The following is a 24,490-nucleotide window of genomic DNA, read 5'->3' as shown; positions in this document are numbered from 1 at the left end:
ATCATTAGTTTGGGTGTTTTTTTAATTTACTACAAAGAGCAAGTTTACAAATGGAGTAGTGGAGAATATAATAATCATACCAAAAGTTGCACAAGGTAAACTTTTATGTGCTTGGCTAATTTTTTAGGCGAGGAGGAAAGGATCTATGATGGAACGTACTCAGACTATGGGCTTGGCCCAGCAAAACGAAAGACATCTTCTCGCCGCACGTTCCGCTATGCAAGGAAAGGGTGGAGGACTCAGCAGAATTCTGCCATTCCTTGGACCTGCCTTTATCGCGGCTGTCGCGTATCTCGACCCAGGCAACTTCGCGACCAATATTACGGCAGGCTCAAAGTACGGATACCTCCTGCTTTGGGTTATTGCAGCCTCTAACTTGATGGCCGTTCTTATCCAGTCCTTGTCCGCGAAGCTTGGGATCGCGACCGGACGTAATTTACCGGAAGTTGCGCGCGACCGATTCCCCAAGAGAGTCTCTTTCTTCTTATGGATACAAAGCGAACTGGTCATTATGGCGACCGATCTGGCGGAATTTCTAGGAGCGGCGCTCGGTCTTTATCTTCTGTTCGACATTCCCATGCTGCCCGCTGCGCTGATCACGGCGGTCGGTTCTTTTGCCATACTTGAACTGCAGCGGAGGGGATACCGTTCTCTTGAAGCGGGAATCGCCTCCATGATTCTGATCGTTGTGCTGGCATTCGCTTTTCAGGTCATCATGGCTAAACCGGCTGTGGGCGAAGTGTTTCATGGCATTGTGACACCAAGCTTCCAAGGCGTCGACAGCGTGCTGCTGGCCGCGGGTATTCTCGGGGCGACCGTCATGCCGCATGCGATCTATCTGCATTCCTCACTCACCCAGAACCGGATTGTCGGCAGAAACGATGCGGAGAAGAAAAGAATTTTCAAGCTGGAGTTCATCGACATTCTGGTTGCCATGTTCATTGCGGGCGCGGTTAATATGGCTATGGTGATCGTATCGGCGGCGACTTTTTTCAAGAACGGGCTTGCTGTTGAGGACCTGGATGAAGCCTTTCATCAATTCGGCCAGTTGGTCGGTCCGGTTACGGCCATTTCCTTCGGTTTGGGTCTGCTTATTGCGGGGCTCTCGAGCGCTTCTGTCGGCACAATGGCGGGTGATGTCGTTATGCAGGGGTTCATCAATAAAAGAATCAATCTGTATCTCCGCCGGGCGATTACAAGCATTCCGCCGCTTGCTGTTATCTTGTCGGGCGTCGATGCGACCCGGGCGCTTGTAATGAGCCAGGTTATTCTCTCCTTCGGCATCGCGTTTGCGCTGATTCCGCTTATTATCTTTACCAGCGACCGCAAGCTGATGGGCGGGCTGGTCAACCGCCGGATCACATCGGTGCTCGGCTGGGTTATTGCCGGTATTGTCGTCTCGCTGAATTTGTTCTTGATTGCCGAGACGTTGATTGCTTAACATCGGAATTCGAGCTGTATTAGAAAAAGAGCAACGGGTGTTGTCCGTAAAGGGCGGCACCCGTTTTTTACTTGGTAGGATATTAACGAAAATAGAAGTATAAACGCAGGAATGTCCGCCACCAACCCACCAGCCTACCAATTCCGAACCGGCTTATCCATGAACCCCCACGAACCCTCCGACCAATCCATAGACGACCCACCGACGTACCCACTACTTCTGTTCAGGGTGTGTCCGGTGCATGGTGGCTGGAGATTCCTGCTAGTGTGCAGGTTCTTCCGATGAATTTCGCGTGGGAAGAAGCAAAGGCTGCTAATGTGCATCCTTTCAGTTCATGTGGGCCGCAACGGAGAGATAGGAGGTGAAATACCTGCGCTATTGCAGGAATGGGTTTTGGAGGATGATTTTTTTCATGGAAAAAGATGTATGAATGCAGGAATTCTCCGCAACCCATCAACCAGCCAGCCCGCAACCAATCAACCAGCCAACCAATCCCCGCTACCGAACACCTTACCTTGAATGTGAACGGGTGTCCCGCTTATTGGCATCTGCCGCAAGCTTCTTCGGCAGCCGCCCCGATCCCTTAAAGGGAATTGGCGCTCGAAACCTCAGCCAGAGCAGGAGACAGCCCCACGCTTAATCGGCTGCAGGGCCAAGGGACAACGATTCCCCTTTTGCCACAGGAACCTGAATCTCCGTCAAATAATCCGCAGGATTCTTCTCCGACCAAGGTCCTTTGTGATAAATCGCCCGGGTCGGTCCCGCCATGTCATAACCGTTCTCCGCCATCCACACGCCCAGCGTATGATAGGCCTTGCTCATCTCCTCAAAAGTCTCGCTGTGAAACAGGACCGCCATTTGCGGCTCCGCTTCCAGTTCCTTCACACGAATGCGGTCCGTTCCGGCAGCTTCTCCCTCAATATGCAGCGTTACCTCAACATCCACATCCTGATCTTTGTACCCCTGATCGTGATAGATCGCGTAGCAGGGCCCGAGCGCCTTGACGCCGCTTGCTTCCGCGAAACGCGTGAGTTCCTCCCAGAGAACGCCTTCCGCGTTATATGCCGGAATAATGTCTCTGAGAGACAGCACCCGGTAAGCCGGGACGCTTTTTAATGCGATGGTATAGTCCATAGTTGAATCCTCCTTGGTTAAATGTTCAAGCATTCTGCCGACGCGCAGCAGTTTTTCATTCTCTTGTTCAATCGTTGCCGTGATCTCCTGTTTCCGCGTATCCAATAATTCGAGCAGACGCCGCGTATTGCCGCTCTCCTTCAGCCATTCCCCGATTTCCGGAAAGCCGAAGCCTATTTCCCTCAGAGACTTAATGCGATGGACCGTTTCAATCTGGCCGGCGGAATAATAGCGGTATCCCGAGCTTTGGTCAATTGCCGCAGGGGGCAGGAGCCCGATCTCGTCATAGTACCTTAGCATACGAATGGAAACCCTTGTCAGTCTGGAAAAATCGCCGATTTTTAGCATTATGCCTCCTTGTACCGTTATTCACATTCCGGAATGTAATTTAACTCTAAACCCTTCCACCTTGTGAGAGTCAATAGATTTGCGGAAATTCTGATGAAAGCTGCCGCGCTTGTACGTTAGCCGTCTCCCGCATGCTTCACTCGCCATACTATGCAGGTATAAGAGAGGAGTGATCTAATGGAAGCCTATTACAATTGTATGAGATGCAAGGGAAGAAAGGTTCGCATTCTGACGAGAGACGGCAGGGAGTATAGAGGCGTGATCAAAGACGTGGATAGACACTGTGTTTATCTGGAGCCTGAGCGCGGCTGTGTGAGAACATCGTCTTATCCTTATGGATATGGATATGGATATGGATATGGATATGGTTTTTCTAGTAGCGATATTATCACCCTCAGCCTGTTTACTCTGCTTGCGATCGCGCTAATCTAACGTCAGCGGTTCTCCATTAACACCGGAGAAAGAGCTATTCGAACCGTATATGAGCAAGAAAAAAACGGCCTGACGCTATCTCGTACGAGAAGTGCCAGGCCATCCTATTTTTCAGACGGATAAAAAGAAGGCAGGGCGGATCATCCTTTTGTTTTAGCATGGTAGGCGAATACGCTGCCGAAACGCCCCCTGTAGACGGGCTCGCCGAATGCCTTTCTCCAACCTTCAAACAGCCGGGAGGAGGCGGTGCTGCGGACGATGATGTATTCGGGCTTGTCGTAATCCGCAATGTCCGGCAAAACATCGGAGAAGCCGTACATTGACCGTTCAAAAGCGGTCCAGCCGTATGCGCCGAGCGATTCATCTGTAATGAAGGGGTCCTGCCTGCCGTCGCACAGCACATTGCCGCCGCGGTACATCACGTAGCCGGACGAGCCGTAAGGAGCCAGCACCTTCGGACGTGCGGTTCCCGCATGGTTTTTTAGAATGTAGGCCATTTCGTCGACAGGATAGCTTCGGGCATTTACGGCCGGCGGAGCGGCGAAGTTAATGATGCAGTTGACCAGCAGACCCGCTGCCAAGGCAGCCTGGATTGTACGGGGTTTAAGCCGGATATCCACCTTCCGCATCCAGGGAAAGGCTTCAAAGAATGCCCCCGCAAAATACGGAATGAAGAGCCACATGAACAAATTCTGCTTGAAGTTCGACACTCCCAGGTACAGAATCCCCAGCATCAGAAAGAACCGGAACGGTTTCCGGTACAGCGAGAAGGGCAGGGTCAGAGCGAAAAACAGCAGCAGCAGCGTTATGGCCGAGGTATCCCATTTGCCGAACGCAATCGGCTGCCATTCATTAATCAGCATGTTGAAGTCATTCTTGCTTACCGTCAAAATGTACAGCAGGCTCTTGATGCCGCCCGGATTCGGAAGACCAGCGATCACCACCCCGGCAAAGACGAGAATGCGGCGTTTATCCAGCTTTCCGGCGATCCAGGCTTCGAGAAAGGCCATACCCGTAAACACGACGATAACGAGCCAGACGCCCGCATGGAAATTGGCGATCCCGAAGGAAAGGGCGATCATGGCCGCAGCGGATTTTTTTATAGGTAGCATCTGGAATCTCCGCAAATACACAAAGAACCATACGATCATCCAGGAGGAGATCATCTGCGGTCTGCCCTTGAAATAGTTGTAGTAGATCCAGACGGATATCAGCAGCACAAAAGGCAGAAGGAGGGGATGGTCCTCCCTAAATCCCAGCTCCCTGCGCGATATTTTGGCCATTTGAAGCAGCCCGCAGATCAGAAGGAACAGACAGAGAGCCGTCAGCAGGTAAACGCCAGGCCAGCCCAATGCTTCGTACAATCCAGCCGCGACGATTTGAAATCCGAATTCATGCGGGATATAAGGCAGCTTGTCTCCGTAAAACGTATGTATCGCGTGATGCAGCACCGTATGATGCTCAAGCATGTACCGCCCCAGCTCGATATGCCAGAAGGTGTCCGGATCATTATAGGAATACTTAGGGAACAGACCCAGGATTACCGCTGCAACGAGCAGGACGTAAGCGGATTTTAACCATTTTATTTTTCTCGGCAAAAGATTCCCCCCAATTCTCTGCATGAACGATAGCCGTTCCTTTATAACTATAACTGATAAAAGCTATAAAATGATAATAATTGACCTGTCTTCCCTACTATGATAGCTTCTAAAGAGGGATATACTAATTGAGATAAAGATACTTGGAATTTATATGATGAAAGATGAGGCGGGTGGATATTGTTGGATCTTCATGTTACGAATAGTCCGTTTAGTCAGGAGCAGGCGGAGCTGCTGAACCGTCTTGTGCCAACGCTTACGGAGTCGCAGAGGGTATGGCTGAGCGGATATCTGACGGCTCTCGGAGCGGCTGCTGCTGCTCCTGTGGCAGGTGCTGCTGTAGGTCCGGCAGCCGTGCAGGCAGTACCTGGGCCTGTAAGCGCAGTGTCGAAGGAAGTAACCGTACTCTTCGGATCACAGACGGACAATGCCCGCGGCCTGGCGAAGAAATTTGCCAAGAAGCTGGAAGAGTCGGGATACCAGGTAACCCTGTCCGCAATGAGCGATTTCAAACCAAATGGTCTTAAAAAGGTGGAGAATCTCCTTATCCTGGTAAGCACCCACGGAGAAGGGGAACCGCCGGATAACGCCATTTCCTTCTATGAGTTCCTGCACAGCAAGCGGGCGCCGGAGCTATCCGCGATGCGCTATTCCGTACTGGCGCTTGGGGATTTGTCTTATGAATTTTACTGCCAGACGGGCAAGGATTTCGATAAGCGTCTGGAGGAGCTTGGCGGCAAGCGCTTGGTGCCGAGGGTCGATTGTGACGTCGATTTTAACGAACCGGCAGCCGAGTGGATGAAGGATGTCCTTTCTGCGCTAGGTGAAGGAACAGCTGTTCCGTCTGCCGGAGCCGCTGCCGTGACGCTTGCGGATATCGGCGCCGAACCGGAATATTCCAGAAGCAATCCGTTCTTTGCTGAGGTGCTGGAGAATCTGAATCTTAACGGCCGGGGATCGGACCGCGAAACCCGCCATATCGAGCTGTCTCTTGAAGGCTCTAATTTGAAATACGAGCCGGGCGACAGTATCGGGATCTTTCCCGAGAATCATCCAAGGCTTGTTGAGGAACTGATTCAGGCTATGGGCTGGCAGCCGGAAGAGAAGGTAGCCGCAGGCAAAAGCGGCGGACAGCTTCCGCTTCAGGAAGCGCTGCTCCGCCACTATGAGATCACGGTGCTGACGAAGCCGCTCTTAGAGCAGGCGGCAGGACTTGCGCCGGAGAGCGGACTGAAGGAACTGCTGGCCCCGGGCCGCGAGCAGGAGCTTCGGGCATATGCCGAAGACCGGGACCTGCTTGATCTGGCGCAGGACTATGCTTTAAAAGGAATTCCGGCAGGCGATTTCGTAAAAATCCTGCGGAAAATTCCTGCGCGCCTGTATTCCATCTCCAGCAGCCCGGAAGCCTATCCGGACGAGGTGCATATCACGGTCCGCGCTGTCCGCTATGAAAGCCAGGGAAGAGACCGCTACGGCGTGTGCTCCGTCGGGTTGGCGGAGCGGGTACAGCCGGGGGACAAGCTGCCCGTCTTTATCCAGAGCAACTCGAACTTCAAGCTGCCGGAGAATCCGGACACGCCGGTCATCATGATCGGTCCGGGAACGGGCGTTGCGCCTTTCCGTGCTTTTCTTGGAGAACGGGAAGAGACCGGAGCAGAAGGGAAGACATGGCTGTTCTATGGAGACCAGCATTTTTCCACGGATTTCCTTTATCAGGTCGAATGGCAGCGCTGGCTCAAGGATGGCGTGCTGACACGGATGGATGTCGCCTTCTCCCGCGATACCGATAAGAAGATCTATGTCCAGAATCGTATGCTGGAACGAGCCGGTGAACTGTATCAGTGGCTCCAGGAAGGAGCGGCGGTGTATGTCTGCGGAGACGAGAAGAGGATGGCGCATGATGTCCATACCGCGCTTGCCACGATTCTTGAGCAGGAAGGCGGACTCAGCTCCGAAGCAGCCGCCGAATATTTAACTCATATGCAGCAGCAGAAACGCTACCAACGGGATGTATACTAAGCCCTGTATCTAAAGAATCGCCGAGAGGAGTAAAGCAGCATGGCACTTAACGATAAATATCCGCCCCATGACGCTCCCCACAGCGATGTGGAGGATATCAAGCGCAGAAGCAATTATTTGCGGGGAAGCCTCGAGGAGACATTGGCAGATCCGATTACAGGCTCCATTCCCGAGGACGATAACCGTCTAATGAAGCACCACGGCAGCTATATGCAGGACGACCGGGATCTGCGGGCTGAGCGGGCCAAGTCGAAGCTTGAGCCGGCCTATCAGTTTATGCTGCGCGTACGCGCGGCGGGAGGCGTGGTCACACCGAACCAATGGCTGATGATGGACCGGATTTCCCACAAGTACGGAAATGGCACCATCCGCCTGACCACCCGGCAGTCTTTTCAACTGCATGGCGTTATCAAATGGAATTTGAAAAAGACGATTCAGGAAGTGAACGAGTCGCTGCTAAGCACGCTCGCCGCTTGCGGCGACGTGAACCGCAACGTCATGTGCAACCCGAATCCGTACCAATCGGAGATCCACTCCGGGGTCTATGAGTGGGCGCGCAAGGTCAGCGATCATCTCGACCCGCGCACAAGAGCGTACCATGAAATCTGGCTGGACGGCGAGAAGGTAGCGGGCAGCGAAGACGACGGCATCGAGCAAGAGCCAATTTACGGACCGGTATATCTGCCGCGTAAATTCAAGATCGGGATTGCTGTTCCCCCATCCAATGATGTGGACGTGTTCTCCCAGGACCTGGGCTTTATCGCCATTATTGAAGACGGCCGCCTTGCGGGCTTCAACGTAAGCGTAGGCGGCGGTATGGGCATGTCCCACGGCGATCCGAAGACCTATCCGCAGGTCGCTAAGGTCATCGGCTTCTGTACGCCGGAGCAGCTTATTGATGTCGCCGAGAAGACGGTGACTATCCAGCGGGATTACGGCGACCGCGCCGTCCGCAAGCACGCCCGCTCTAAGTATACGATCGACGACCGGGGGCTGGATTGGTTCAAAGGCGAGCTGACCGAGCGTCTAGGCTGGGCCTTACAGGAAGCCAGACCTTACCATTTCGACCATAACGGCGACCGCTATGGCTGGGTTAAGGGAAGCGACGGCAAGTGGCATTTCACGCTCTTTATCCAGAACGGCCGGATCAAGGATGAAGAAGGTTATGCGCTGATGACGGGTCTGCGGGAAATCGCGAAGGTCCACACCGGGGACTTCCGTCTGACCGCGAACCAGAACCTGATCATCGGCGGCATCAGCAGCCATAAGAAGAAGAAAATCGCCAGCTTGATTGAGGAGTATGGTCTGACCGACGGCATTCATTATTCGGCGCTGCGCCGGAATTCGATGGCCTGCGTGGCGCTTCCGACCTGCGGCCTGGCCATGGCTGAATCCGAGCGTTATTTGCCTACGCTGCTGGACAAGCTGGAGCCGATGCTGGAGGAGGCCGGGCTTCGCGACGACGATATCGTTATCCGCATGACCGGCTGCCCGAACGGCTGCGCTCGCCCAATGCTGGCGGAGCTCTCGTTCATCGGCAAGGCCCCGGGCAAATACAATATGTATTTGGGCGGCGGATTTGCCGGCAACCGGCTGAACAAGATGTACAAGGAGAACATCGGCGAAACCGAGATTCTGGAGACGCTCGGCCCAATCTTTAACCGTTATGCGAAGGAACGGGAAAGCGGAGAGCATTTCGGCGACTTCGTCATCCGGGCAGGCTATGTCCAGGAAGTAACCGACGGACGGAATTTCCATTCCTAAGATAATTGGACAAAAGGCACACTTTCCAAGGCGCTGTAGGCTGAACTATCTATGAGCCAGGGCGAACGTGCATTGAGGTTTCAATCAGCCATATTTGGGGTAATGATAAGCAGGTGGGAAGTGGAAGGTATCAATTGTCGGCTGGAAAGACATTTGAGTGTAATTCCGAAAGGTAGTTGATTCACCCATGTACTATCTGAAAGGCAGAAGAAGATCTTTACGAAGATCCATTCTTCGTCGCTGGATTTCAGAAAATTACCCTCGCAAAAGGGTATTAGCATAAATCATTCACTTCTCACCTTAAATGCTCTGCGGCTGGGCCGCAGAGCTTGCTTTTTATCCGGCTTATGCCACTTGTCCTACCGCTGACGGTAGGCTTTTTTGTGGAATGATTCGATATACCGGAAAAGCGAGCGACCGTCATCTTCGATAACAGCCCCGGTATCAAGCGGAAGCAGCATCGCCGTATACGGCTCCGGAACCCAAATATACTGATGGACGTACGCGGTCTTGATGAAGCCGCAGCGCTCCCAGAAATGAAATCGCTCGGCATGCTCGGGGGAATCTCCGGCTTCCACCTCAATGATAATCGCCGAGATGCCGTGCTCCTTGACCGCCCAATCGCGGATTTTGCCGAGAAGCGTTCTTCCGATGCCTTGGCCGCGCAGATCCGTCCGGACAGCCATATAGTCGATGATCAGCTTTTTGTCCGGTTCAGACCCGGCCAGTCCCGTGACTGCCATCGCCCCCGCCTCCCCCTCGCACATCAGGACATGCATGGCAGCGATGCCTCTTTCCAGCATATTTTTCAGCAGCCCCTCCGGTTTGGCCCCGCTTGGGAAAGCTTCCCGGTAGATCGGCCCGATCATTTTCCAGTACTCATTGTTCCAATGGATCAGCGTTACAAATTCCTGTCTCATCTTAAGTGCCTCCGGCTTCAATCTTTGTTGACCGTATTCACCGCATAAAATATGATCTATTTATATCATAAGTCTTTTTGGTAAAAAACACACAACGACACGGAGGAGAAAATGATGTACGATTCCATAATTTTTGATATTGACGGAACATTGATTGATACCGAAGAAGCTGTACTTAGAGGGCTGCAAACCATGCTCGAAACCGACTACGGCAGAGTGGTGGAGAGGGAGAAGCTTACCTTCGTGCTGGGCCTTCCCGGCAAGGATTCGCTGCCGCAATTAGGGATTGAGGATGTGAAGCGGGCGCATGACCGGTGGAATCATTTTATCCAAGAATTTTTTTATACGGCGAAGGTGTTTGACGGGATAGCCGAGCTGCTTGAAGGATTGAAGCTAAAAAAGGCGACTTCCGGGGTTGTGACCTCGAAGACTTCCCAGGAAGTGATCGACGATTTTAACCCGTTCGGACTTACAAAATACATGGCGTACACCGTATGCTCTAGCGATACGAACAAGCACAAGCCGAATCCCGAGCCGCTGCTGAAGTATCTCGAAATTTCGGGCGCCGCCCCCAAAAAATCGATCTATATTGGCGACACCATTTATGACTACAAATGCGCCAGAGACGCGGGAATCGACTTTGGCCTTGCGCTGTGGGGCTGCATTAATCAGGAGAACATCGACGCGAAATACAAATTCGAAAAGCCTACGGACATCCTTGAATTTGTCGAATCCGTGAAATGACCGCAAAGGGATAAAAAGGAGGCAGCGCATGAGTAAATTTTGGAGCGAAACGTTAAAAGGAATTACGCCTTATGTACCCGGTGAACAGCCCGGAGCCAGGAAGGTCATCAAGCTGAACACGAACGAGAACCCCTACCCGCCGTCTGCGCAGGTGCTGGGTGCGATGAAAGCCGCCGTTTCCGGACGGCTCAAGTTGTATCCCGACCCGGAATGTGCGGGACTTAGGAAAGCCGCCTCTGACTACTACGGTCTGCCTTTGGAGAATATTTTTGCCGGCAACGGCTCCGACGAGATATTGGCTTTTTGCTTCAAGGCTTTTTTCAACCCCGGTGAGACCATTCTATTTCCCGACATTACCTACAGCTTCTATGAAGTGTATGCCAGACTGTTCGGTATCTCCTACGAAAAAATTCCGCTGGACGAGCAGTTCGATATCCCGCTTAAGCCTTTCTTTGGGCCGAACGGCGGCATTCTGCTCGCCAATCCCAACGCGCCTACCGGCAAATTCACATCCGTAGACAGCATACGGCAAATTCTTGTACATAATCCGGATAAGGTCGTCATCATTGACGAGGCGTACATCGACTTCGGCGGGGAGTCGTGCGTACCGTTAATTCCGGATTATCCGAATCTTCTCGTTGTCCATACGTTTTCCAAGTCGCGTTCGCTTGCGGGGCTGCGTGTCGGATTGGCTTTGGGGCAGAGTGAATTGATTGAAGGACTCAACCGGGTGAAGAACAGCATTAATTCGTACACTCTGGATGCCGTTGCCCAAGTTGGGGGAGAGCAGTCTCTGCGCGACACGGAAACGTTCGAGCTCAATGTGGGCCGGATCATCCAGACCCGGGAACATACGGTCAAAGCGCTGCGGGACTTGCGGTTCGAAGTCGTAGACTCGCGGGCGAATTTTATTTTTGTGACTCATCCCGTTATTCCGGCAGTGGAACTGTTCGAGGCTCTTAGGCAGCAGGATATTATCGTCCGCTATTTCGCCAAGCCCAGAATTGACAATTATTTGAGAATCAGCATCGGGACGGATGAAGAAATGGAAGCTCTTTGCCGGGCGCTGGAAGGAATATTGGCAGAAAAGGCCGGTTGAAGAATGGAGACATAGTTTGCGCGGGAAAAATACGGCAACCCCGTGGCGGTTCGTCCGCAGGTTGGGGTAGTACCAGCGAAGCTGACACCACCCGCAAAGTAGATGTAATTAAATGGGAAACTTAATAATGACTTCGTTGTATTCCTGCTGGGCATCTGTGATCGCAAGCTTTGAATAAACTTCCAACGACTTACGGCTTTCGTGGCCGGAATACGGCTGTATGAGCGCGTCATCGATACCCTGTTTTTTAAGCTAGGTCAACAGGAAATGTCTCAGCTTGCGCGGTGACAGGTTTTGCGCAAGACCGGCTTCCTCCGAATATTTGGCCAGCATTTCCTTAAACGATTGAGGGAAAGGGACGATGCGATCTTTGCTCCCTTTGCCTTTATTAATCCGGATTTGGCAGTAATGAAAATCAACATCGGACAACTTGATATTAATTAGCTCGCTGACCCGAACACCGGTGTAGAGTAGCGTCTTGACGATCATCATGTCCTGAAAGTTCTTCGCTTGCCAAACCACATCGTAGTAGCGCTTAAGCTCTTCTTCTGTAGGTACATAGGGGAGCTTCTTGGCTGTTTTGGGAACCTCTACCTCCAGCTCCGCTCGAAGATGCTGAAACAGGCTTTTGAGGTAGGCATAATCTGGCCGTTCTCCCCGGAGGTACTTCGCCAGTTCCTTCGCTTTGCGTTTCGGAGAACTGCGTCTTTCACTCACGCAATCACACCTTCTTCCAACGGAAGGCGTTCACTCATATTCAGCCTGAATGTACCGTAAGGGTTTACGTGCGTGTAGATCAGCGGGGTAAGTGCCCGCAAGTCTTCCGGAGTCATCATATCAAACCATTTACGGTCAGGTAGGATGCTTTGCAGCATAATGGTATTAATGTACACCAGACAGTTTTGCAGAAGGTGAAGAGACAATACGGCCAGCTCTTGATCTTCTAATCGGTTGGTAGAGATTTCTCCGCCTTTGCCGTAAAAGATAAAGCTGTTGGCTGAGTTCCAGTTTTCCACGACATTCAATCCCTCGTTAATCTCGCGGCGCAGCTCTTCAGAGTGAAGGTAGTCGCACAGGAATATCGTTTTGACCGCTTTGCCGAGTTCGCCCAATGCTTGATAAGTCGGATGTTTTAAATTATTGCGGGTAAATCGTTTCAGGATCGCTTCCGTTTCGGCGGTTCCGAAGCGCAGGGCCGTTGCGTACTTCATCATTTGATCATACTGCTGCCGGATCAATTCCCAATTGATAGGCCGGGTCAGTATCGGCTGCAAATTTGGGAAGACATCCGTCATGCCTGGCTCGGGCCTGTACAGCTTTTGAGAATGAATTACTTTGAGCTGTGGCATGAGCTGATAGCCCAAAAGGTAGCAAAATGCAAACGCGACCTCGCTTTGGCCGTGCGAATCCACGTGCCAATAAATCATAACGCCGCGGCCGCGATATCGGATATGCCATTCCGTCATCAGATTTTGATCCCAAGCCCCAAACTTTTTCGAATCCGACGCACAAGAAGTCGTGACATCGCCCCAAATCTCTTGCATCCGAACACGAAAAATGGCATTCACCACTTCGGATATCGCGTTTCGAAGATTGTCCTTATGAATGAATTTCCTCCGAACGTACAGCAAATCCTTGTAGTTTTCCCCATGTTCACCGGCACTAACCCGTTTTAAGCCGATATTTGTTCCGAGGCCGTACAGAGATAGGATAAGTCTCTTTTGCAGCGTATCCCGTCCTAATGCTTCACGAACAGCAACGGTCTTGAACTTTTCTGTAAATCCAACACGAAGATCGGCTTCTTTTAAAATATCCAGGAGGCTTGTCATCGGCCAACGTCGAAGCATCTCTGCTTTAACACGTGATAAATTGACCGGCTCTGCTTGTGGTTCTAGCGGAGATAAACTAATCCATCCATTCCTTTTCTCCGTGATCCGAACCTTGGGGTTTTTCGGGAGTCCGGTATCGAGCTCTTCTAATCCTTCTTTCATGGCTTGCTTCAATTTTGCAATGAATGCTTCCGAGGTTGGTGCACCTCTGAAGAAGGAGGAATCGAGAAAGCAAAGGAAAAAATGCAAAACACACCTCCGACAGAAGGTGCTGGCCCAGCCCCAGCTTCTAACTAAAAGAGGATGTATGTCGAACACTATAATTTTATAACGAAGGGATTCCTTAAGGGGAATTCCCTTTTTCTTGACGCCCTTCGACGTATCCTCATTTTCATCCTATTACAGATTATGAACTGAAACTTTTATTCGTTGTTCTTATTTTTAGCGTCCGCCCCACATTTATCATGGGAGGTTACATTCATCAAGGTGCTCATGCTTCGTCTATTCACGTTCAGCGTAACACTCAACACTTATGGGAAGACATCTAGCAATGTAGTCCACAACGGAATCGGATAGGGACGCTTCACTTATGAAATGGCTTGCAAAATATTAACGATCTTCATTCCAATATTGGAATTGTCTATGATCTTCAGATATTCAGGTTTTAGCAATTGATACTGCTTCATGTAGTAGAAATCCATAATCGCTTGTTTCAAAGTGATATCATACTGAATCGAAAATGACGGCTCGATAAAGCGTCGCAACACAGCGTCATCTTGAACCATAAACAACACGGCATTCAATCTGTTGAAAATCTGTTGCTCCATACCGGATTCAAAAAAAGTTTGTAAGCTTTTATTCCGATTTTGTAGGGCAACGGACAGATTCTCAAAATGGTGTGGATAAAATTCCTTAAGATCTTGCAAGAACAAATCAGAGATATACGCGGCACACATCAAAGATTGTAAAAATGTTAATTGAAAACGATCCAAAAAAGAGACGGAATCGTCTTTGACAACGGTGTCAGCCTTCTTCGAATAATCAATGTAATAATCCACGACTTGTTCGATGATGTCGTCTTTGGAGGAAAAATGCTTATAAAGTGTCACTTTGCTGATATCCATATATTTTGCGAGATCGTCGACTTTCAGTTGGCTGAATTTTGTTTTTCTTATAATGGGCTTTATTTTTCCTACATATGAATCTACACTCACAGCTTTTCTCACGGATAAGTACCTCCCTTTGATGCCTACAAAACACATTATAACAAATTTGCTGCCCTTTATGTATGGAATTAATTAAATGAACTAAATTAATTAATTTAGTTTACTTATTAAATATATTGCTGTATAATCGCTCCTGTACCTAATCATCCGATTACGGATTATACAAAAGGAGGACGATTTAAATGGAATTATTCAGTAAGGGCAAATTCTCTGACAAAAAGGTCGTGATCACGGGAGGCAGCAGCGGAATCGGCCTTGCGACGGCGAAGTTGCTAGTGGATGAAGGCGCACACGTTCTGATTACTGGACGTACTCAGGCGACGTTGGATGCGGCTCGTGCACAACTCGGCAACAACGCAATCGCGGTCATAAGCGATGCCGCCTCATTGAAGGATATCGCCGCGTTAGCTGATCGAGTGAAGGCTGAATTTGGAACAATAGATGCCCTGTTCGTTAACGCTGGTGTCACGGGGTTTGTCCCTTTCGAGACAATGACAGAAGAAAAGTACGACGAGATACTTACAATCAATGCCAAAGGACCGTACTTTACCGTGCAGAAACTCGCTCCGTTGCTGGGCTCAGGTAGCGGGGTAGTCCTTACCACCTCAATCGTGAACGTAGTGGGTCTCCCAATGCTCAGTGCTTACTCAGCTAGTAAGGCGGCGCTGCGCTCCATGACTCGAGGTCTGGCGCGCGAGTTATTACCTCGAAATATTCGCGTCAACGCAGTCAGTCCCGGCGTTATTGACACAGGCATCATGGAAAAGTCAATGCCGGAAGAAGCTGCCAAGCAGACAAAGGCACAGATGAGACAGCAGATCCCAATGCTGCGTTTAGGCGATCCAGTGGAGGTAGCCAAGGCTGTTGCATTCCTGGCATTTGAGGCCACCTATACCACAGGGGCTGAGTTCCCTGTCGATGGAGGCGGCTCCCAGATCTAAGCTCCTCAGTTCGCACACCTGGCTATTAAAGCGATAGAAGGGGAGCGCATAGCTTCCCTCATGGCAGAGAACACGATTTTATCAGAGCGAAATGGAGGGAACATGGCTATGGAGAATACCATGCGGACAATCCGGTTTCACGAATACGGAGAGCCAACTGATGTCTTGTGCTTGGATGAGGTGGCGATCCCAGAGCCAGGGCCGGGACGCATTCGCGTGCGAGTACGCGCTTGCGGCTTAAATCCGGTTGACTGGGTGACGTGCCAAGGCCACTTTGCCGGTCAACTGCCCTTGCCTCGCGGAATCGGGCTGGACGTGGCAGGTATTGTAGACGCAATCGGAGAGGGCGTAACCGATGTAGCCATCGGCGATTCTGTTCTGGGTGGCGCAGACTTCATGAATGGATCGAGCGCCGGTGCGTCAGATCAAGCGATTATGTACTACTGGTTCCGCATGCCGGCCGGACTTGACTTTGTTCAAGCTGCAGCGTTGCCAATGGCAGTCGAAACCGCTTATCGTGGCATTGATACTCTTGGGGTGAAATCGGGTCAGACCGTACTCGTGCACGGAGCCGGCACCACGGTAGGGTACGCCGCCGTTCAAATTGCCCTCATGCGCGGTGCCCGCGTGATCGCAACCGCTGGTCCCACCTACGCCGACAAGCTCCGCTCAATGGGGGCGTTGGTGACCTCGTACGGTGATGGAATGGTCGAACGAGTGACCGAACTGGCAAAGCAACCGGTTGATCTTGCCCTGGATACGGCGCCAATCAGCGGTTCATTGAAAGATCTGGTCCAAATCGTCAACGGGCATCCCCAGCATGTCCTAACCGTCAGCGATTTCGCCGCAGCCTCTGAACTTGGCGTTCGCACCAGCTATGGAGAACTACATACCGCACGTTATGACGTTGTCGGCGACTTTGCCGGGTACGCAGCGGACGGCAAGTTCACTATTCCGGTCGCGAAGACTTTCGAACTCGAAGAATGGCGTTCAGCTGTCGAAATCAGCCTGAGCGGGGGTGCCCGCGGTAAACTGATCCTCCTGCCCGACTCCGACTGATAAGCACATATTACTGGTGAAATTCTGAATGAAGGAGGACATGCTTTGAGTAAGAACCAACGAGAACATATTGCACTGATTACAGGCGCAAGTAACGGGATCGGGTTGGCATTGACCCGGAAAATGCTATCGGAGAACTGGCAGGTGGTTGCTTTGAACCGGTCGGATTTTCCAGCGGACGATAGATTTCTCCAAAATCATCTCAAGGACGGACGGCTCCGAGCCTATAAAGTGAAGGATCTCACCGATTATGGCAGCTTGAGACACGCTTTGGAAGAAATCAAAAGCAAGGAACAGCGGATCGATATTTTGTTTAACAACGCCGGAGGAGGCTTAAGTGAGCTGCGCTATTCGAAACAAGGCCGCGAATTGCATTATGAATTGTTGACGGTCGTTCCTTTTATTATTCTGATGGAATTGAAGGAGCTGCTCAATAACGGCAGCTTAAAAACCGTGATTAACACTTCGTCGCAGGTGTTTAGATTTACGAAGGAGTTTACGATCGAAAAATTGGAGCATCCCAAAACCTTCCGCAAAATGTATGGACCCTATGCGACTTCAAAGCTGGCTCTTTCGTTGTGGACCCAAGCCGTCGCACCGCAGCTTGCAAAGGAAGGCATCAAGATCCGTAGCGTTGACCCAGGCATTAACAATACGCTAAGAAAAGGAAAAGATTCCGGACTGACCGCAGGGTTTGAACTGTTTATGAAGTTTTTTTCCTCTCCGCCTACTCATGGAGCCAACCTATTATACGAGGGAGCTCTGGGCAAAAACAGCAATGAGACCGGCGTGTTTCTGTTCAAAGATCGGATTACGGACTTGAAATTTACAGAACATGCGCAGCGTGTGCTGGAAAAAGTCTCCGATATATATAGCCATGAATTTCTTGGCGGGAGTGTTCAACGATAACGCAGAAAAATAGTTCATGAGGCCACCGCAAATGAATTAACCGGGTGGCCTGCCCCCTCCTGGATAGGCTATAATCAGAAGAATCAATGGTCCACGGTTCGTGGATGATTGCAATTTGACTTTGTCCTTGGAGGTCGACAGCCATGAACGCTCCTTCCGCAGACCGCATCAAGATCGCGCCAGGTTTCTGGACTAGCTTGAGGGGGATAGGGATAGAACCCATTGATGTAGCGCGCCAAGCACGTCTACCGCTAACCGTCATCACCGAACCGTTAGTCACGACCGCACAATATTATTCGATCTGGCAAGCTTATTCCGAAATAGTCGGGGACATCGCTACAGGAATCGTCAAGCTTGCGACCGCGTACGAGACAGCACAGTATCCGCCGGATGCTTTGGCGACCTTTCACGCTTGCGACTACCGGGACGCGCTGAACCGAATGGCGCGCTATAAGCAAATGTGCCCTCCGGAAAACTTGAAGATTCAGGAAGAAGACGAGCAATACTCGATTGAATTGGAATGGCAGCATGCCGAACTACCCGGACCGCCGGTGCTTGTCGGCATTACGCTCGCCTATCTGCTTGAGCTCGGGCGTCGGGGAACCGGTCATCATCTGAAGGCACATTCCGTCGAATTCATAAACCCCATGGGCGATGTTGAAGCTCTTGAAAGTTATTTCGGTTGTCGCGTTCGGATGGGGACGGGACGCAATCGGCTCATACTGAATCGCGAAGATCTGGACCGTCCCTTCACGTCGTACAACGAAGAACTTCTCGAGATTCTGACTCCCTCCTTGGATCGTACGCTGGAAGAACGACAGAGCCAGCTCACCATGAGCGCTAAGGTGCAGTGGCTCCTGTCTCGGTGCCTAACTCGAGGGAGAATCGACATCAAAACCGTAGCCTCCGAGTTGGGGATGAGCGAGCGCACCTTGCAGCGAAGGCTGACGGAAGAAGGCGAAAGCTTTAAACAGTTGCTGGCGAAAACGAGGCGGGAGATGGCCGTCGCTTACTTGGCAAACCCTGCGCTGGAGATCAAAGAGGTCGCTTTTCTCGTCGGCTACGAGGACCAAAATTCGTTTTATCGCGCGTTTCGCTTATGGACAGGGGAGACTCCTGCCAATTGGCGTGTCACGCAAGAGAATTGGCGTTCCGTGCTAGTTACCGAATAGACGAAACGATGTATCATGATCCCTATCCTAGACACAAGGAGTGCAGGCAGATGGATATGGGATTAAAGAATAAGACAGCTTTAGTAACGGGATCAACTAGAGGCATAGGAAAAGCGATTGCCTTTGAACTTGCCAGGGAAGGCGTTCATGTTCTCATAAATGGTCGTAACAACGATGACGTAGAGCGTACGGTAGCTGAGATTCAAGCGGCGTTCCCGGAAACGGAACCTCGAAATGCAACCGCCGATCTCGTCGATTCGCGGCAAAGAGAAGCTTTATTCTCGAGTTTCCCCCACGTCGATATCCTCGTCAACAGCATGGGCATCTATGAGATCATGTCCTATGACAACGTAGACGATGCTGTATGGGAGAAGTACTTCCGCACGAACTTTCTCGCCGCCAACGCCTTAAGCAAGTTTTATTTGCCTTCCATGCTGAGACGCGAATACGGCCGTATTATCTTCATCGCGAGTGAGGAGGCCGTCATGCCTTCTGGACAGATGCCTCAATACGGTGTGACCAAATCCATGCTGTTGTCATTGTCCAAGAGCTTGTCCAAACTGACCCGCGGCGCCGAAGTTACAGTGAACACGATCCTGCCGGGACCGACCCTCTCCGAGAACGTGCTGGAGATCATCGAGAGCATTTATTCGAACGAAGAGATGACCTTCGAGAGTAAAGAGAAAGACTTTATGTCGAAAAACCTGCCTCAATCCGAAATCGGGCGGTTTATCAGACCAGTGGAGATTGGCCGATTGACTGCTTTCATTTGCAGCCCGATGGCCTCCGCCTTCAAAGGATCCCCGATCCGAATAGATGGGGGAATGGTACCGACAATCTTTTAATTTTTTGCGTGCTGATCAGAAAAAGAGAGTGAGCTCCCTCACAGGCATTGGGCCGGCGGGGGAGCTCGCTGTCTTTCTCTAGAGCTTTATCTCGACCAATTGAATGGGTCGTCTCAGACAAAGTCTTTTTCACTGCCGACCAGCTGGAAGCTTAAATAATCATGCTCCCTAAACTGTTTGTTTGAGCATTCTCAACTCAAGGGTCTGACAGGTTTGCGAACGCATAGTCTCGAGAACTTGTACACCATCAATCCTTAAACTTTGAGCAAAGGCGTTTTAGCTTGATTCTTGCTTCGTCGGTAGTAAACTGCCAGTCCACGCCTTTTTGGCTTTGATATCGGGTATGATCCCATGCCAACAGTCCAGAGCCAGCTCGGAGAGGGAGGGATGTGGTCGCTCTATAAAATACTGGACTATTCGTTCCGAAAGATTATACTGTTCCTACATTAAAGGGGGGGGGATCAAAATCGGACGTTCAAAAGAGTTTGACAAGGTGGACGTACTTCATAAGGCAATGTTAGTTTTTTGGGAAAAAGGTTACGAAGCAACAAGCATACCGGATTTATTAGAAGCGATGGAATTAAGCAGATCAAGTTTGTACGAAACGTTTGTGGACAAAGAGACGCTTTATGTTGAGGCACTGCGTCATTACAAAAAAACACGCGAATATAAAACAAATCTCTTGGTCAATGCTTCTTCCGCAAAAGCTGGAATACGGCACTATTTTGACTATCATATTGCTTCCGCGTTTGATGAGAATTTGCCCAGAGGCTGCTTGATTACGAACGCAACCATTGGCTTGGATACACCGGATGAACAACTTCGTACAATGATACAAGACGGTTTCGAGGAATTGGAACAGGGCATTTTATGAGCTTCTCCGGAAAGGACAGCAGACGGGAGAAATCGATCCCAACAAAGATATTAAATCGCTGTCTCACCTATTGCTAAATCTTAATCACAGCATCAATGTAGTATCCAAGCTGAAAATGGACAAAAAGAAGATTTATGACATGATGAACTCCGTAATTGAGATGTTATGAGTATCTTTATTTAAAATTATTGGAATGTTCGTTCTGGAAATTAACGCTTATTCGACAAATAAAGGAGTGCAAACAATGAGTTCAATCGCAAATCAAAAAAATGAGAAAAACCAAATGTCCACGCCCCAAGCTGAGAAGAGGACGATCGAGGCGCCTCCGTCTTCTCGACCCGAGCGGGAATTGGCCGGATTCAAGCACCTCTTTCAGACTGTGGACGGTATGAGACTGCATTACGTGGCCGGAGGGAATGAGGATGGTGACGTGGTTGTGCTTCTCGCCGGATTTCCGGAGAGCTGGTACGCATGGCGTAAGATCATGCCGCTGCTCGCTCCGACTTACAAGCTCATTGCATTGGATCTACCTGGACAGGGTGATTCTGACCGTCCGGCGGTCGGCTACGACACGAAAACTCTGGCGATTACAGTACACAAGTTCCTCGAGCAGCTTGGGACGAAACGATATTTTCTCGCCGCTCACGATGTTGGTGCGTGGGTCGCCTATACCTATGCGGCGTTGTTCGGCGATGAGGTGCGGAGTTTAGCTCTTATGGATGCAGGGATTCCAGGTATCACCTTACCGGACGCTCTGCCAACCGCTCCCGAGCGGGCATGGCGGACCTGGCATTTCGCATTTCACGCAGTCGCAGACCTTCCGGAAATGCTGATCGCCGGCCGAGAGCGTGAATATCTCGATTGGTTTTTGCGGCGAAAGGCGGCTAACCCGGAGGCGTTCTCAGAGGCCGACATCGAGGAATATCTGCGCGTTTTCAAGAAGCCCGGCGGGCTACGTGCTGGCCTCGCCTATTACCGCGACGCATCCTTGTCTGCTCAACAAAACCGCGAACTATCCGCCATGGGAAAACTGAAGACACCCGTTCTCGCTCTTGGCTCGGATCAGGGTTCCATCACAGATATGGTCACTCCCCTCAAGGCCTTTGTGCAAGATGTACGGGGTGGCGCAATAAGCTACTGCGGCCACTTCCTCCCAGAGGAACAGCCAGAAGTGGTAGCTGAAGAACTTGCGGATTTTTTCAATCTCGGTTGAGAATTTGACGGCGACGTTGCTTGGTCTTCTTCCTCTCCTGTTCCGCCACATAAGAGAGCATGATTAGGATCCCGAGACCCTCTTTTATTTTGCTATGCTTGTGTTGTCTCGAAAAGCATGTTTTTTGAGACTTGGAAATTTTGGGCATGGTTGGATTTGAGGAGTTGCTTCCTTATGAAGAAAGTTAAGCTGGGTAGTGCCGCCAAGCAGTTTCAATGTGATTGTGACTGCCATAAACGGAACTGATCTTCAACTATGGAGATCAGTTCTGTTTATTAGGAATAAGGCCGAATGACACCTGATTATACCATGTAATTCTACTCCGGGGTTAAATAAAAATCCGCCCCCTCCATTGCGTAAGCGTTACCCACTTTTTCCGGATCGAACAGATGGATAATGTGAGCCAAATGCTTGCTCGTGTTGGCTTCTAAATAACAGGCACTCCCTCCATGGGCTTGAATCCAAAAAACCAAATTCATTGCCGTTGTCGTAACGCCTACCCGTCGATCGCTGCCAGCTACGGCAATCCGTATGTTTTTACAGTCAAATGAATCAATTTCATAATTGCTTTTTCAAAAGAAGTATAGATTGCTCCTACTGTTAAACTTGTGTTTTTTTAAAGCCTAGGCTGCTTTTGTTAACTTGCTTTGTAATTGTTTGCGAATACGATCTGCTGCCAATTTTGAAGCGTTATATACAAGGATGACCAAGTCAAAATGGACTTTAGCTCGCTTTCCTGTTCGATAGCGGACATTGTTCAACTGGAAAAACTCATTCAAATATGCATTTACACGTTCCACGGCCGTTCGCTTATCATAGAGTTCTTCCCACGTTTTTGTCCCTCAGGCAGGAGCAGGGTACTTTCGAAGATCGGTTTTAATCCTGATTTTGTAGACTTTTTGGCATAGCGAATCTCGAATCAACGGGCAGTCCTTACATTCTTTCGGCCTCACATATTTTAGCGTTTTATATTTCTTGTCAAAGCTGTCGTAGCGATAGGAATGTTCTCGTACACATGTAGGGGCAAAATGTTCGTCAAATCCAATCACTTCCCCTTCATTCCTTTTGTTGTACGCAATATTCGCGTGAGCTTCCATTCGTTGAATTTGTTCGTAGATCGGCGTATAGTCATACCCGGCATCCATGACTCCATAACGCATCGAGAACGTGGATGATGACTGAATGCCTTTTAGCAGAGGGATCGCTGCTTTCCCATCGTTCATGCTACCAGAGGACATCAGCGATTGAAGAATATACTGACTTTTTGTCCCAACAGCAAGATGAGCTTTGTAGCCGAACCAGAACACTGGTAAGTGGAAGTGACAAATAACAATGAGCCTGAACAGATTTGTGGTCAGGCTAGCGTCTTTAGGCGCAGTTTGGCAACAGGGGGGGTTATACCCCAAGTGCAAACCACCCGTTGGACGGGTGGTCATGATTCTGCGCTAAATTCAGTGAAAAAACTTGCGTTCCTCCGAATAACCGCCGCGGCCAGCTCATATAGTCTGGTTAGGGGAACGCGGTTCATCGGTTGGAATGAGCGTTTACTGCGGCGAGAAGCGGTGCTTATAGCTGACAGTCGATTTGGGGGCTGTGCCTGGAAAATAAGCTTTCCCGGGCACAGCCTCTTTTGTCTTTCCACTTCCTAAGCGTGAAGGAGGGTTTCCGGTGATACGTCTCAATGGCGGGAGTCTGACGCTGGAACAAGTCGCACAGGTGATTTACTTCAATGAGCAGGTGGAAATCCGTGATGAGGCCTGGGCCAAGATCAAGCGCTCCAGAGCGGTTATCGATTTAATTGTGGAGCAGGGGCAAAAAGTCTACGGCGTAACCACAGGCTTTGGGAAATTCAGCGACACCGTCATATCGGCCAAAGACGCCGAGAAGCTGCAGATCAATCTGATCCGCAGCCATGCCTGCGCGGTGGGCGAGCCGCTGCCACCGGATACGGTCAGAACGATGCTGCTGCTGAGGGCCAACGCGCTTGCCAAAGGCTATTCTGGCATTACAGCCAGTGTGCTGAAATTGCTGGTGGATATGCTGAACGCTATGATCGTCCCGATCATTCCGTCCCAAGGGTCGCTCGGGGCAAGCGGCGATCTGGCGCCGCTCTCGCACTTGGCTCTTCTGCTTGTAGGGGAAGGCGAAGCATTTTATCAGGGAGAGCGATTACCGGGGGCAGAAGCGCTGCGCCGCGCCGGCCTGAAGCCTGTCACGCTGAAAGCCAAGGAAGGATTGGCGTTGATCAACGGCACCCAAGCGATGACGGCGATTGGAGTCATGGCTTATCTGGATGCCCAGCGGCTTGCCCTCCTCGCGGATGGCATTGCGGCGCTGACGCTTGAAGCTTTAAGAGGCATCACGGACGTCTTCGCTCCAGATTCTCATTTGGTTCGGCCATACCCGGAGCAGCATCTGGTCGCCGGGCGTATTCTAGGGATGCTGAAAGGCAGCTCGCTTACGACCGTTCAGGGTGAAATCCGCACACAAGACGCCTATTCTCTCCGCTGTATTCCGCAGGTCCATGGCGCTGTGCAGCAGGTGCTTACCTACGTAAAAGAGAAGCTGCTGATCGAGATCAATTCAGCCACGGATAACCCGCTTGTGTTCCCGGATTCCGGGCAGGTCGTTTCCGGGGGCAATTTTCACGGCCAGCCTATTGCGTTCGCGATGGATTTTCTGAGTATCGGCATGGCCGAAATTGCCAGTATTTCGGAACGCCGGATAGAGCGGCTGGTTAATCCGCAGTTGAATGATTTGCCCGCCTTTCTAAGCCCCAACCCGGGGCTGCAGTCCGGGATGATGATTACCCAGTATACCGCAGCTTCCCTTGTCTCGGAGAATAAGACGCTGGCGCATCCCGCAAGCGTCGATTCGATTCCCTCATCCGCGAATCAGGAGGACCATGTGAGCATGGGCACAA

General features: G+C 50.8%; 20 protein-coding genes and 2 pseudogenes. 14 read left to right on the top strand and 8 right to left on the bottom strand.

From position 1 onward, the window contains the following. Window positions 1–145: 145 nt before the first annotated feature. Window positions 146–1,441, top strand: coding sequence for an Nramp family divalent metal transporter (locus L691_RS0121875; RefSeq protein ID WP_025692444.1), 1,296 nt, complete (start codon window positions 146–148; stop codon window positions 1,439–1,441). 636 nt (window positions 1,442–2,077) lie between these two features. Here the strand turns inward: L691_RS0121875 and L691_RS0121870 are convergent. Continuing rightward, window positions 2,078–2,923 (bottom strand): MerR family transcriptional regulator, encoded by an 846-nt coding sequence (locus L691_RS0121870; RefSeq protein WP_025692443.1) that lies wholly within the window; start codon window positions 2,921–2,923, stop codon window positions 2,078–2,080. Between the two features lie 177 nt (window positions 2,924–3,100). Here L691_RS0121870 and L691_RS31525 point away from each other — a divergent pair, with 177 nt between their 5' ends. Further along, the gene (locus L691_RS31525; protein ID WP_084654375.1) at window positions 3,101–3,355 is read left to right on the top strand and encodes an LSM domain-containing protein; all 255 of its coding nucleotides are present in this window, start codon (window positions 3,101–3,103) and stop codon (window positions 3,353–3,355) included. A 140-nt stretch (window positions 3,356–3,495) separates the two neighbouring features. On the opposite strand, the gene L691_RS0121865 is transcribed toward L691_RS31525, so the two are convergent. Then, complete coding sequence (locus L691_RS0121865; protein ID WP_025692442.1) at window positions 3,496–4,953, bottom strand: hypothetical protein; 1,458 nt, start codon at window positions 4,951–4,953, stop codon at window positions 3,496–3,498. Window positions 4,954–5,136: 183 nt separating this feature from the next. On the opposite strand from L691_RS0121865, the gene L691_RS0121860 reads away from it, so the two are divergent. Together L691_RS0121860 and cysI are read left to right on the top strand one after the other, a co-directional pair. Continuing rightward, window positions 5,137–6,972 (top strand): assimilatory sulfite reductase (NADPH) flavoprotein subunit, encoded by a 1,836-nt coding sequence (locus L691_RS0121860; protein ID WP_025692441.1) that lies wholly within the window; start codon window positions 5,137–5,139, stop codon window positions 6,970–6,972. Between the two features lie 39 nt (window positions 6,973–7,011). Continuing rightward, the gene (cysI, locus tag L691_RS0121855; protein WP_025692440.1) at window positions 7,012–8,736 is read left to right on the top strand and encodes an assimilatory sulfite reductase (NADPH) hemoprotein subunit; all 1,725 of its coding nucleotides are present in this window, start codon (window positions 7,012–7,014) and stop codon (window positions 8,734–8,736) included. A gap of 359 nt (window positions 8,737–9,095) precedes the next feature. On the opposite strand, the gene L691_RS0121850 is transcribed toward cysI, so the two are convergent. Continuing rightward, on the bottom strand, window positions 9,096–9,656 hold the full coding sequence (locus L691_RS0121850; RefSeq protein WP_025692439.1) for a GNAT family N-acetyltransferase: 561 nt from the start codon (window positions 9,654–9,656) through the stop codon (window positions 9,096–9,098). A gap of 111 nt (window positions 9,657–9,767) precedes the next feature. Between L691_RS0121850 and L691_RS0121845 the strand changes: the two genes are divergently transcribed. Both L691_RS0121845 and hisC read left to right on the top strand, forming a co-directional pair. Beyond that, window positions 9,768–10,400, top strand: a complete 633-nt coding sequence (locus L691_RS0121845) for an HAD family hydrolase (protein WP_232229252.1) — start codon at window positions 9,768–9,770, stop codon at window positions 10,398–10,400. A 28-nt stretch (window positions 10,401–10,428) separates the two neighbouring features. Then, window positions 10,429–11,499, top strand: a complete 1,071-nt coding sequence (hisC, locus tag L691_RS0121840; protein WP_025692437.1) for a histidinol-phosphate transaminase — start codon at window positions 10,429–10,431, stop codon at window positions 11,497–11,499. Between the two features lie 252 nt (window positions 11,500–11,751). Here the strand turns inward: hisC and L691_RS29780 are convergent, their stop codons facing one another. From L691_RS29780 to L691_RS0121825, 3 genes and pseudogenes are all read right to left on the bottom strand, one after another. Continuing rightward, window positions 11,752–12,216: a tyrosine-type recombinase/integrase gene (locus L691_RS29780; protein WP_232229251.1), complete on the bottom strand. Its 465-nt coding sequence runs from the start codon at window positions 12,214–12,216 to the stop codon at window positions 11,752–11,754. Next, window positions 12,213–13,520: pseudogene (locus tag L691_RS0121830) on the bottom strand (transposase); the annotation flags it as partial. The gene L691_RS29780 and the pseudogene L691_RS0121830, both read right to left, overlap by 4 nt. Before the next feature lie 395 nt (window positions 13,521–13,915). Beyond that, entirely contained in the window at window positions 13,916–14,554 is a 639-nt protein-coding gene (locus L691_RS0121825; RefSeq protein ID WP_025692435.1) for a TetR/AcrR family transcriptional regulator, read from the bottom strand. 182 nt (window positions 14,555–14,736) lie between these two features. Between L691_RS0121825 and L691_RS0121820 the strand changes: the two genes are divergently transcribed. The 7 genes from L691_RS0121820 (at window position 14,737) to L691_RS0121790 (ending at window position 21,567) form a co-directional block, all read left to right on the top strand. Next, window positions 14,737–15,495, top strand: a complete 759-nt coding sequence (locus L691_RS0121820; protein WP_025692434.1) for an SDR family oxidoreductase — start codon at window positions 14,737–14,739, stop codon at window positions 15,493–15,495. 108 nt (window positions 15,496–15,603) lie between these two features. Continuing rightward, on the top strand, window positions 15,604–16,554 hold the full coding sequence (locus tag L691_RS0121815) for an NADP-dependent oxidoreductase (RefSeq protein WP_084654373.1): 951 nt from the start codon (window positions 15,604–15,606) through the stop codon (window positions 16,552–16,554). 45 nt (window positions 16,555–16,599) lie between these two features. After that, the gene (locus L691_RS0121810; RefSeq protein WP_025692432.1) at window positions 16,600–17,463 is read left to right on the top strand and encodes an SDR family NAD(P)-dependent oxidoreductase; all 864 of its coding nucleotides are present in this window, start codon (window positions 16,600–16,602) and stop codon (window positions 17,461–17,463) included. A 143-nt stretch (window positions 17,464–17,606) separates the two neighbouring features. After that, complete coding sequence (locus L691_RS0121805; protein WP_025692431.1) at window positions 17,607–18,635, top strand: AraC family transcriptional regulator; 1,029 nt, start codon at window positions 17,607–17,609, stop codon at window positions 18,633–18,635. 50 nt (window positions 18,636–18,685) lie between these two features. After that, window positions 18,686–19,480 (top strand): SDR family NAD(P)-dependent oxidoreductase, encoded by a 795-nt coding sequence (locus tag L691_RS0121800; RefSeq protein ID WP_025692430.1) that lies wholly within the window; start codon window positions 18,686–18,688, stop codon window positions 19,478–19,480. A 493-nt stretch (window positions 19,481–19,973) separates the two neighbouring features. Then, on the top strand, window positions 19,974–20,354 hold the full coding sequence (locus L691_RS29775) for a TetR/AcrR family transcriptional regulator (protein ID WP_232229250.1): 381 nt from the start codon (window positions 19,974–19,976) through the stop codon (window positions 20,352–20,354). 244 nt (window positions 20,355–20,598) lie between these two features. Beyond that, complete coding sequence (locus L691_RS0121790) at window positions 20,599–21,567, top strand: alpha/beta fold hydrolase (RefSeq protein ID WP_025692429.1); 969 nt, start codon at window positions 20,599–20,601, stop codon at window positions 21,565–21,567. Between the two features lie 317 nt (window positions 21,568–21,884). Here the strand turns inward: L691_RS0121790 and L691_RS33775 are convergent, their stop codons facing one another. Together L691_RS33775 and L691_RS29765 are read right to left on the bottom strand one after the other, a co-directional pair. Further along, on the bottom strand, window positions 21,885–22,046 hold the full coding sequence (locus L691_RS33775) for a hypothetical protein (RefSeq protein WP_232229249.1): 162 nt from the start codon (window positions 22,044–22,046) through the stop codon (window positions 21,885–21,887). Window positions 22,047–22,190: 144 nt separating this feature from the next. Further along, window positions 22,191–22,874, bottom strand: a pseudogene (locus L691_RS29765) (transposase); the annotation flags it as partial. 361 nt (window positions 22,875–23,235) lie between these two features. Between L691_RS29765 and hutH the strand changes: the two are divergent. Then, a partial coding sequence (gene hutH / locus L691_RS0121770) for a histidine ammonia-lyase (RefSeq protein WP_025692427.1) occupies window positions 23,236–24,490 on the top strand: 1,255 nt, incomplete at its 3' end.

Source organism: Paenibacillus zanthoxyli JH29 (assembly GCF_000520715.1).
GTDB classification, from domain to species: Bacteria; Bacillota; Bacilli; order Paenibacillales; family Paenibacillaceae; genus Paenibacillus_AQ; species Paenibacillus_AQ zanthoxyli.
This window is presented reverse-complemented; position numbering and strand designations above follow the sequence as displayed.